General features: G+C 70.3%; 9 protein-coding genes. 4 read left to right on the forward strand and 5 right to left on the reverse strand.

The genetic code is table 11. The features are described 5' to 3' along the window. Nucleotides 1-35 precede the first annotated feature (35 nt). The gene (locus tag AB0A69_RS08265; RefSeq protein WP_361416706.1) at nucleotides 36-1,160 is read right to left on the reverse strand and encodes a winged helix DNA-binding domain-containing protein; all 1,125 of its coding nucleotides are present in this window, start codon (nucleotides 1,158-1,160) and stop codon (nucleotides 36-38) included. A gap of 76 nt (nucleotides 1,161-1,236) precedes the next feature. Here AB0A69_RS08265 and AB0A69_RS08270 point away from each other — a divergent pair, with 76 nt between their 5' ends. After that, nucleotides 1,237-2,352 carry a magnesium and cobalt transport protein CorA gene (locus AB0A69_RS08270; protein WP_361416709.1) on the forward strand — a complete coding sequence of 372 codons (1,116 nt, stop codon included), beginning with the start codon at nucleotides 1,237-1,239 and terminating at the stop codon, nucleotides 2,350-2,352. A gap of 333 nt (nucleotides 2,353-2,685) precedes the next feature. Here AB0A69_RS08270 and AB0A69_RS08275 read toward each other — a convergent pair whose 3' ends face one another. After that, on the reverse strand, nucleotides 2,686-3,330 hold the full coding sequence (locus AB0A69_RS08275; protein ID WP_361416712.1) for a LysE family translocator: 645 nt from the start codon (nucleotides 3,328-3,330) through the stop codon (nucleotides 2,686-2,688). Nucleotides 3,331-3,803: 473 nt separating this feature from the next. On the opposite strand from AB0A69_RS08275, the gene AB0A69_RS08280 reads away from it, so the two are divergent. The 3 genes from AB0A69_RS08280 (at nucleotide 3,804) to AB0A69_RS08290 (ending at nucleotide 6,693) form a co-directional block, all read left to right on the forward strand. Continuing rightward, nucleotides 3,804-4,340, forward strand: a complete 537-nt coding sequence (locus AB0A69_RS08280; RefSeq protein ID WP_361416715.1) for a hypothetical protein — start codon at nucleotides 3,804-3,806, stop codon at nucleotides 4,338-4,340. Between the two features lie 388 nt (nucleotides 4,341-4,728). Further along, complete coding sequence (locus AB0A69_RS08285) at nucleotides 4,729-5,304, forward strand: phosphatase PAP2 family protein (RefSeq protein WP_361416717.1); 576 nt, start codon at nucleotides 4,729-4,731, stop codon at nucleotides 5,302-5,304. A gap of 423 nt (nucleotides 5,305-5,727) precedes the next feature. Beyond that, a complete protein-coding gene (locus tag AB0A69_RS08290; RefSeq protein ID WP_361416720.1) occupies nucleotides 5,728-6,693 on the forward strand; it encodes a MerR family transcriptional regulator in 966 nt (321 codons plus the stop codon). Nucleotides 6,694-7,188: 495 nt separating this feature from the next. Here AB0A69_RS08290 and AB0A69_RS08295 read toward each other — a convergent pair whose 3' ends face one another. The 3 genes from AB0A69_RS08295 to AB0A69_RS08305 all read right to left on the reverse strand — a co-directional run bounded on the left by AB0A69_RS08295 (nucleotide 7,189) and on the right by AB0A69_RS08305 (nucleotide 9,818). After that, nucleotides 7,189-7,431, reverse strand: a complete 243-nt coding sequence (locus tag AB0A69_RS08295; protein WP_361416723.1) for a DUF6411 family protein — start codon at nucleotides 7,429-7,431, stop codon at nucleotides 7,189-7,191. A gap of 121 nt (nucleotides 7,432-7,552) precedes the next feature. Next, entirely contained in the window at nucleotides 7,553-8,689 is a 1,137-nt protein-coding gene (locus tag AB0A69_RS08300; RefSeq protein WP_361416879.1) for a phospholipase D-like domain-containing protein, read from the reverse strand. Between the two features lie 430 nt (nucleotides 8,690-9,119). Next, nucleotides 9,120-9,818 carry a hypothetical protein gene (locus tag AB0A69_RS08305; protein WP_361416725.1) on the reverse strand — a complete coding sequence of 233 codons (699 nt, stop codon included), beginning with the start codon at nucleotides 9,816-9,818 and terminating at the stop codon, nucleotides 9,120-9,122. Nucleotide 9,819: the final 1 nt, after the last annotated feature.

Consider the following 9,819-nt stretch of genomic DNA (forward strand, 5'->3'; position numbering starts at 1 on the left):
CAGTAAGTCGCCGGAGTCTCACTACCCCCGATCGGCTACGGAGCGAACTCCCCGAACCGTACGTCCACGGCGTACGACAGCGTGGTGAGGGTCCGCTCGGCCTCCTCCGCGACGGCGGCGCGCTGCTCGCGCGTCAGCGTCCCGAACGGCTGCACGGTGACCGTGGCCGCCCTGCCCTTGCCCTCCTCCAGCTGCCAGATCCCGGCGAGGAAGCCGTCGACGAGGAAGGTGCGGTACGCCTGGTTGCCCTTCCAGGTGCGGTCCTTGTACTCCCGTGGTACGACGCGGGTGCGGTCGGCGTGCGAGAGCAGCAGGTTGTCGAACTCGGGCAGGAGGCGCGGCGGGGCGGGGGTGTCCGGGTCGGGGCGGGGCGCGTCGGGCAGGTCGAAGAGCTCGGTCCCGGACTCGTCGCGGAAGGTCAGCAGGCGGGGCCGCAGCCGCTCGAACGCCTCGCGCAGCCGGGTCAGCCCCGACCAGGTCTGCATGTCCTTGACGGAGGCGGGGCCGAAGGCCGCGAGGTAGCGCAGCGCGGTCGCGTCGGCCGTGGCGGAGGGCTCCGTCGCGCGCCCGAGCCACGCCTCGGCGGTGGTGAGGGTGACCTGGCCGCTGCGGCCCCACAGGCCCCGCGGGGTGACCTGGACGAGCGGCAGCAGGCAGCGTGCGGCGACGGTCAGGGCGAGCGGGTCGGCGTCCGGCCAGCGCTCCAGCAGCGCCTCGCGGATCTCCTTCGGCGTACGGGGCCGTTCCTCCACGAGCGTGCGCGCGAGGCCGGCCAGCCGCTCCAGGTCGACGCCGGCGAGGCCCTTGCGGAACAGCTGCACCTCCCGTTCCCGCGCCGGCTGGACCAGGGGGCGCAGACGCAGCACGTCGTCGGCGGTGTGCAGGTGGATGGTGGAACGCAGGGTGACGATCCGGGCGGCCTCACGGGACTCCAGGAGCCCGGAGAGCTCCTCGGGCCGGAAGCCGTCGAGGCGGGCGGCGAGCGCGACGTAGGGCGGCTTGGTGTTCTGGGCCTGGAGTCCGACGAGGTGCTCGACGGCGTGCTTCGCGGACATCGGGGTACGCCGGAGCAGGAGCTGCCGCGCGAGGGTCGCGCGGTTGAGGGCGCGGGCGGAGAGGACGGGGCCCGGGCCTGGTCTCGGGCTGGTTGTGGTGGTCATGACGGGCACAGTACGCCGCCGCGCCGGAACAAAGCGGGGCATATATCCTGCCCCGAGGCAAGGAGGTGAGATCCCGATGACCCTGCCGTCGAAGAAGAACAACTGGCGCCGCCGCCCTCCCCCGGCCGCGCCCGAAGCGACCACGCCCGTGCCCGCCTCCCCCGGGAAGCAGGGCAGCATCGTCCAGGCCTCCGTCTACCGCGACGGCCGCAAGGTCGCCTCCCTCACCACCCTCGCCGAGACGTTCCGCCGCCTGCGCGAGGAGCCGGAGGGCATGGCCTGGATCGGCCTGCACCGCCCGTCCGAGACGGAACTGCTGTCACTGGCCGCCGAGTTCGACCTCCACGAACTTGCCGTCGAGGACGCGATGGAAGCCCATCAGCGCCCGAAGCTGGAGCGGTACGGCGACACCCTGTTCGTCGTCCTGCGCGCCGCGCGCTACCTCGACGCCCAGGAGGAGGTCGACTTCGGCGAGCTCCACATCTTCATCGGCACGGACTTCCTGATCACCGTCCGCCACGGCGCGGCCCCCGACCTCTCCTCCGTACGCCGCCGCATGGAGGAGACCCCCGAACTCCTCGCCCTCGGCCCGGAGGCGGTCCTGTACGCGATCCTCGACGCGGTCGTCGACGAGTACGTCCCGGTGGTCGCGGGCGTCCAGAACGACATCGACGAAATCGAGACCGAGGTCTTCCGCGGCGACCCCGAGGTGTCGCGCCGCATCTACGAACTCTCCCGCGAAATGGTCGAGTTCCAGCGCGCGACCCGCCCCCTGGTCGGCATGCTCAACTCCCTGATGGCCGGCTTCGCCAAGTACGGCACGGACGAGGAACTCCAGCGCCGCCTGCGCGACGTCGCCGACCACGTCACCCACACCAGCGAACGCGTGGACGGCTTCCGCCAGGCCCTGACCGAAATCCTCACGGTCAACGCGACACTGGTCACGCAGCAGCAGAACGCGGAGATGCGGGCACTGGCGGAGGCGGGCTTCGAGCAGAACGAGGAGATTAAAAAGATCTCGTCATGGGCGGCCATCCTCTTTGCACCCACACTCGTGGGAACCATCTACGGCATGAACTTCGACCACATGCCCGAGCTGCACTGGGTGTACGGCTACCCTTTCGCGATCCTGCTGATGGCGGTGGTGTGTTCGAGCCTGTACGTGATCTTCAAGCGGAAGGACTGGCTGTAGCCAAGAGATGGCCCATCAGACCTCCTGGCCAGGATCAAGGGTTCGAACCTCCTATCCTCCGCCAGTCCCCTCATCGGGCACGTTGGCGAAGGGACCCGTGGCCCCCACCGTTCGCGGTTCGCAGAGGCGCAGTGGGAGCGAGACGTCATTTCCTGCTGGTCGTTTCCGAGTGAAATCCGTTGTGGGGCCGGGAAGTTGGACCCCACAACGGCTCAGCCTCCACCCTGGCGCTCCGGACGAGAACAGCCAGCTCATTCACGACCGCGTCGGTGATCTCCGCAACGTGTTCGGCCGATCCCAGCAGGACCGGTCGTACAGGAGCGCGGGCATAGCTCAGGCCGAGACAGGCGTACGGGACAGGGCGGTGCGCAGCGCGAAGAATCCCAGCAAGCCGCCCGACGCGAACCGCTGGGCGGTCATCACGCGGGGCCGAGCGGCCAGGAACCCCGACACCCGTGCTGCGCCCAGCATGATCAGAGCGTTCACAGAGATCCCCACGACGATCTGCACACCGCCGAGCTGGAGCAGTTGCGCCCAGGCCGGACCCGCCTGCGGATCCATGAACTGGGGCAGGAGAGCGGCGTACAGGAGAGCGATCTTGGGGTTGAGCAGGTTGGTCAGGAGCCCCATCGAGAACAGGCGGGCGTCGGAGGCCGGAGGAAGGTCCTCGGCCGGGGCGAAGGGCGAGCGGCCACCGGGCTTGAGCATGTCCCAGGCCATATAGGCCAGGTAGGCGGCCCCGGCGAGCTTGACCACCGTGAACGCCAGCGGCACTGCGGCGAACAACGCGGACAGGCCCGCGGCCGCGGCCAGGAGGTAGCACAGGAATCCCACGGCGGTCCCACTCAGGCTGACAAGGCCCGCCCTGCGGCCTTGGGTGATCGCGCGAGAGGCGAGGTGGATCATGTTCGGTCCCGGAGTCAGGGCCATGCCCAGTTCGACCAGGGCCACTCCCCCCACTGCGGCCAGACTGATCACTGGTCAACTCCTGATCGTTCGCCGGGTGCCTGGCACCCGGAGGGGGCAGGGCCCGGCTCCGACGGGTGGCTGCGATGCATCTGCATAGCCTGCATCGCCCGTTCGAGAATACGGCCCTGCCGTTCACCGCGGCGACTCCCACCGGTGGGCCCACAGCTGAGACCCGGCCGCACCGCCCGTGGGTCTGCCGTACTGCGGCAGACCCACGGGCGCTCACGGTCGGCCCGGCCCTCCCACCGCAAGCCGGGCTCATGCCGTGACCGGCAGAGGGGCCCCATCGGGCCTTCCGTGAAGGATCTCGAGATGGGTGTAATGCCGGGTGACGGTGAGCACCGGTGTCCGTCGCGGCTCGGTGTGGGACGGAGACGGGCGGAGAGATGACGGCAGGAGAACGTCGGGGTGCCGTGAAAGGGCCGACGCGGTTGGGCTGGGAGCTCGTGCCCCTGGAAAGCGTCGGGCCACTGTGCTTCGGCATGGGCATGTCCGAGGCCACCGCGGTGCTGCCGGGCATGACCGAGCTGCGTCGGTTCCAGGCTGACCCCTCATCGCAGGAGATCCTCGGTGTGGAGTTCGGCACGGGTCGTGAAGAGCCCGCCGTGTACGCCTACTTCACCGACGGCCGGTTGTTCTGCGTTGCGGTCGACGCGGTGCACGGACCGCAGGTGACGCTGTGGGGGAGGGAGTTGACGGCTTGCACTCCAGCCGACCTGGAGGAGTTCCTCTTGCACGCTGACAGGTGTGGGGTGGCCGATGTTTCCTATGGTCCGCGGGGAAACCCCGGAGTAAACGGGCTTGGCCTGGTGGTGCGGGTGCAGCAGGGCGCCGGTGGCGTGGCGACCCGGCCGATCATGGTGGGCCGGAGTTGGGCCGATCGGTGCACCGACGACTGGGAAGGCGCGATCCCCGAATGCGAATGGGTGGGCCGCCTGTGGCCCTGCGCGGGTCAACCGGGATCCTGGCCCCCGCCTGGCCACGAGCCGCATTGGGGTGACTGGCAGCCGCCCTTCTAGCCCGCCCCTTTCACCACCGTGGGACGGCCGAGGAAACCGTCCCACGGTCGCTTAGGAGCCCTGAGCGCTCTCTCGCTCGTACGAGCGATCTCCCGTTTGAGTGTGTGGTACGAGGGAGCACGGCTCGTGTGCCGCGGTGCCCGCCTCCGGTCGTGAGGAGCACGGGGACAAGCCCGGCGGTTGCGGAAACCGAACGGGTCACGACACCGCGGCGCGCCATCGCCGCCGCCCCCTGGGTGTGCGGTGGCGAGGCAGGGCCGTATGAGAGGCCCGGACAGCGGCGAGGGACAGCGGGAAGGGACGGCGGAACGTTCCACGTCAGCGCGGTCACCGTCACATGTCCGTGCACGTCCGGTGTGCACGCGCCCCGAGCGGGAAACAGGCGATCATGGCCGACCTGACGGAGTGGGAAGAAGTGGACCGGCGCCTCACGCGCCGTGTGGCGCACTGGACGTCGCCTTTGGCGCGCCGGGTCCTGCCGAAAGCGCGAACCGCGGCCGAGCATACGAAGCTGTGGTGGGCCGCGGCAGCGGTCATGTCCGCCGTCGGTGGCGGCCGGGGCCGGACGGCCGCGGCAGCGGGAATCATCGGCATGGGGGCGGCGGAGCTGGTCTCCAACGCCGTGTGCAAGCCGCTGTACGAACGCCGCCGCCCGCCCGAGGACCTCGTGCCTCGCGATGAGGTGCGGGATCGGCCGGACAGTTCCTCCTTCCCCTCCGGGCACACCGCGGCGGCCGTGGGCTTCACGGTGGCGGTTGCGGGCGTCTGGCCCGGGGCGGCGTCGGTCTGCGCGGTACCGGCCGCCATCGTGGCCGTGGAGCGGGTGCATTCCGGCGCGCACTACCCCAGCGATGTCGCCGGGGGCGCCGTCATCGGCCTGGTGATGGGCTTGCTGGTACGCCGATCGCCCCGCCTGCTGCTGCGCCACGCCGCCCGGAAGGCCCGTGGGCGTCTGACCCGATGACGGACAGCGCCGCCGAACCCCCGTACGTGCTACCCACCATCGGGACGACTGGACGGCTGGCGCACCCTGCTCCCGGCTCCTCTCCCCGCTCGTCGGGTCAGTGCTGGTCGGGGTCGGCCTCGTCGGCGCCGCTGCTGGTACGGCTCGGCTGGCCGCCCCCGCTGGTGCCGTAGCCGCCGGGGACGCCCGGGACGCTGTCGGCGTCCGCCTCCTCCCGGGTGGTGCGCCGGGTCGCGCGGACGTTCGAGCGCCGCTCCGGGTGGGGGTAGTTGAACGGCTGGGCCTCGGCGCGCTCCTCCTCGGCCTCGCGTATCGGCGCCTGGCCACTGCCCCCCGTTCTCTCCCCTGCCGCTCGTCCGCCTCGCCACTTGACCCGTCCCCCAAGGGCCGGGTTTAGCGTTCTGTTCCGACGAGGAGGTGCACATGCGTGCAGGTGAGGCGGCCGCGGCCGCCGGCGTGACGATCAAGGCGCTGCGCTATTACGAGGACTGCGGTCTGCTCCACCCCGGCCGTGCGGCCAACGGCTACCGCGACTACACCGCGGAGGACGTCCGGCTGGCGGAGGAGATCCGCAGCCTTGGGGCGCTCGGCCTCACTCCCATGGAGACCAGGCCGTTTCTCGCCTGCCTGCGCGCGGGCCACGAGGAGGGCGACCACTGCGCGGAGTCCCTGGCCGCCTACCAGCAGAAGATCGAGGCGCTCGACCTTCTCGTCGCCCGGCTGGCCCACAGCCGGGAAGAGCTGATCCGCCGCCGGGACGCGGCGGCCCGGCGAGGTTTCCCCACCATCACCAAGCCATCGAAGGAGCCCGACAAGATGCTGCCCAAGGCCGACCCCCTGCCCTCCGGTCTGCCGGCCCCGGTGGACGACGGCGCCGCCGCCCACCTTCCGGGCCTTACGCTCCCCGCTCTGTCGTTCACCGGCACGGACGGCGGCGACATACGCCTGGACGCGGTCTCCGAGGGCCGCTGGGTGCTGTTCCTCTACCCGCTGACCGGAGACCCGGCCGCCGACATCCCGGAGGGCTGGAACGACATCCCGGGCGCCCGCGGATGCAGCCAGGAGGCGTGCAACTTCCGCGACAACCTGGATGCGCTGCGAACCGAAGGCGTCGATCGCGTCCTTGCCCTGTCCTCGGACCGGGCCGACTACCAGCAGGCGCTCGTGGACCGCCTGCATCTGCCCTACCCCATGCTCTCCGACCCTCGACTCACGCTCGCGGACGCACTGAAGCTCCCGACGTTCGAGGCCAACGGCCAGACGTTGTACCGGCGCCTGACCCTCGTACTGCGCGGTGCCACCATCGAGCACGTCTTCTACCCGGTCTTCCCGCCGGACACCCACGCCGACGAAGTGACGCAGTGGTTCCGCAACCATCGGGACGCATGACCGCATCCCTTTCGGCATTGTGCGGAATCCTTGATCGTCTTGGTGCCGTTGCGGGTTACGGTGGCGCCTGCCACATGCCAACCACCGCCGGAAGAGAGGCCCTGGGGGACCTCGAGCGGCTACTGGTCTCGGCAGCGGATCCGGACGCCGCGGGCCTCGTTCCGTAGCGTGGCGGGCGAGCCCGGGGGGCCCGAGGAGGCGCGGCTCGCCGCCGCGATGTCGAAGTTCCTTGAGCCGGCTCCGGCGAAGTTCCTGAGTCTGCCGCGCGGCTAGGGGGTGTCTTGTCGATCTTGCCGGGCTCGCGACGCCTGGCACCGCTCCCCCAGAGCTTCGCCTGGGGGTGCCCCCACGCCGCGTTGTCGTCGGTCGCCAATGCTCCGCAGTGGCTCCCTCCTCCGCCTTGCGATCCACGGCACCAGACCCCGCTCCCTGATCCGGCCTGATCGACAAGACACCCCCTAGGGCACCGGCGGCACGCAAGGCACCCGCACCTGATCAGAAAGGCATGCGGCCGCGGGCCCGCCGGCCGGCTGAGCCGCTGCGGCCCACGGCGCGCGAACTGGTGTGGAAGGGCTTGCTCAGGAGCCGGCCCAAAACGCCGGGCGCCTTCCCTCCGGCACGAGCGCCGGCACCGAGGGAACGCTGAGTGCCGCGTTCGGGGTGGCGGGAGATGCGCGGGACGAAGAAGGCCAGCACGGCCAGGACCACGCAAACGGCGATGACGGCGACCACGATCATGAGGGGCTCCTTCGGACGGGTGAGAGTCGTCTGCCCCGACGCGGCGTCCGTATGTACGTACGGTGCGCCCAGTCCCGCTGTGGCCGCGCCGGGACCCCTCACCGGTGGCTCTGTCCGCGTCCTACAGGAACCGGCGGATGGGGGCGACGGCGGCCTCGCGCAGCCGTTGGACGGTGGAGCGGCGTGTCCAGCGGCCCTTCTCGATGCGTTCGCTGGCCAGGAGGTCCTCGTCGAAGTGCTGGTCCAGGGTGGCGGTGAACTCCTCGTCGAGGACGGCGAGCATGACCTCTTCGTCGTGGTCGAGGGAGCGGCGGTTGAAGTTGGTGGAACCCACCAGCGCGGCGACCTGGTCGACGGTGATGATCTTGGCGTGCATCATCGTCGGCTGGTACTGGTAGATCTTCACTCCGCAGTCGAGCAGGTCCTCGTAGTGGTGCTGGCCGGCCAGCCGGCAGACCCGCTTGTCGGTGTGAGGCCCGGGGAGCAGGATCTCCACCTCGACGCCGCGCCGGGCGGCTGCGCACAGCAGGTCGATGAAGTAGGCATCGGGTGCGAAGTAGGCGGTGGCCAGGCGGAAGCGCTGCTCGGCGGATTCGAGCATGACCCGGATGAGGGTCTGCATGTCCTGCCAGCCCAAGCTCGCCGAACCGCGCACGACCTGGACCACCGCGTCGCCGTGCGGCGTGTGGCTGGTGAAGCGGTCGCGGTCGTCGAAGAGGGTGTCGTGACATTCGGCCCAGTTCTGGGCGAAGGCGGCGGCGATGCCGTCCACGGCGGGACCGCGTACCTGGACGTGGGTGTCGCGCCACTCGTTCTCGTTGCGGGCATCGCCGCACCACTCCTCGGCGATGCCCACCCCGCCGGTGAACGCCGTGTGCTCGTCGACGACCAGCACCTTGCGGTGGCAGCGGTGGTTCTGTTTGAGCGGGGAGAGGTACAGGGGCTTGCGGAACCAGGACACTTCGGCTCCGGCGTCCTCCATCAGGTCCAGCAGGTCCTGTTCGATGAGGCGGCTGCCGAAGCCGTCCAGCAGCAGTCGCACCCGTACCCCGTTGCGGGCCCGGTCGGCCAGCGCCCGGGCGAACTCACGGGCTATCTCCCCGCGCCAGTACACGAACGTCATCATGTCCACGGTGTGCTCGGCGCCGCGGATGCCGTCCAGCATCGCCGTGAAGATCTCATCCCCGTTGCGCAGCGGCACCAGAGCGTTTCCCTCGGTGGCGGCGATGCCGATCAGCCGCTCCAGGCGCCGCCGCATCCGCTGCTTACGTTCGGACACCGACAAGGCCGACGGCACCGTGGCCTCTTCTGACAGTTCCGGCCCGCTGCTCACGCTCGTCATGGCTTCACCTCCCGGTCGGAAAAGGGGCTGCCCCGCTCGTCCGGCTGCCGCCGGGGCGAGCCGACTGTACACACCCGCCTACGACGCCTGACACCTCGCGGCCCCGGGAAGGCGCGGCGGAATCGGCGACCATCGCTCCTGTTCGCGACCGGCAGGGAGCCGTCAGGCATCCGGTAGGCATACCGTGAAAGCCCGAAAGCGCGGCCATCGTCGAGCGCCTCATTTTCGGCGGCACCATCATCGAGACCTGAACCGACTCCTACCGCCCTCGCCATCGCCATCGCCCACACCCGCGCCCGCGCCCACGCCGAACAGCAGGCCACGGCCGGTTGACCTCCCCCGCAGCTCAGAGCGCGATCGGTCGGTACTTCAGAGCCTCGTCGACGATCTGCTCCGCAGACGCGTCCTCAAGGGCGTCCGAGGGGTGGAAGACGAGGTCACTTACCCGGGGATGCGACACGTTCGCCTCCAGGAGCCGCAGATAGAAGTCGCTCTCCGGGGAGACCATCAGAAGCCTGCGAACAATCTCAACGAGCTCGTCCCGGGAGATGTCCGCGACCACGGGGCGAGCCGGCCGCGCCGCCTCCCTCGCGAACTCCTCCAGACTCCTGCTGCCGTGGTATGCGGCGAAGTCGAGAGCCTCGTAATCGTGCCCGGTCATCGCGTTGAAGGCCGCGATCGCCTCGTCCGCCGCCTCCCGGCGGGAGGCCAGCAGGTCAGCGATGCGCTCGATCTCCGAACACACCTCGTCCAGCCGCTGCCGACTCACGGGCGGGGGCGACAACTCCGGTCTCAGGTCCACAGCCTGCATTATGTCCCTCAGGGCCGACACACCCCCGCCGCCGCCTGGAGTGCCGCGGGCCTCACCAACATCTCGGGACACGTTGATCGGCAACCGGGGTGTCGGACGCCATCGACACGCGCTCTCCCCCCTCTCGCCAAGGAAGCCACTGCCACCCCGCTCGGGGACCGGGACGACGAGCCGGTCCCAGGGAACGCCGGTGAGCACCACGAACCGCTCCAGGTACGGGTTGGTCCCGGGCACG

This window comes from Streptomyces sp. NPDC045431, from assembly GCF_040646655.1.
In the GTDB taxonomy this organism is placed as follows: domain Bacteria; phylum Actinomycetota; class Actinomycetes; order Streptomycetales; family Streptomycetaceae; genus Streptomyces.

What these genes read in the sequence shown, in the direction of transcription:
- AB0A69_RS08280 (WP_361416715.1), top strand. Translation starts at nt 3,804, where the DNA reads ATGGGCATGTCCGAGGCCACCGCGGTGCTGCCGGGCATGACCGAGCTG.
- AB0A69_RS08285 (WP_361416717.1), top strand. Translation starts at nt 4,729, where the DNA reads ATGGCCGACCTGACGGAGTGGGAAGAAGTGGACCGGCGCCTCACGCGC.
- AB0A69_RS08295 (WP_361416723.1), bottom strand. Translation starts at nt 7,431, where the DNA reads ATGATCGTGGTCGCCGTCATCGCCGTTTGCGTGGTCCTGGCCGTGCTG.
- AB0A69_RS08300 (WP_361416879.1), bottom strand. Translation starts at nt 8,689, where the DNA reads ATGCGGCGGCGCCTGGAGCGGCTGATCGGCATCGCCGCCACCGAGGGA.
- AB0A69_RS08270 (WP_361416709.1), top strand. Translation starts at nt 1,237, where the DNA reads ATGACCCTGCCGTCGAAGAAGAACAACTGGCGCCGCCGCCCTCCCCCG.
- AB0A69_RS08290 (WP_361416720.1), top strand. Translation starts at nt 5,728, where the DNA reads ATGCGTGCAGGTGAGGCGGCCGCGGCCGCCGGCGTGACGATCAAGGCG.
- AB0A69_RS08265 (WP_361416706.1), bottom strand. Translation starts at nt 1,160, where the DNA reads ATGACCACCACAACCAGCCCGAGACCAGGCCCGGGCCCCGTCCTCTCC.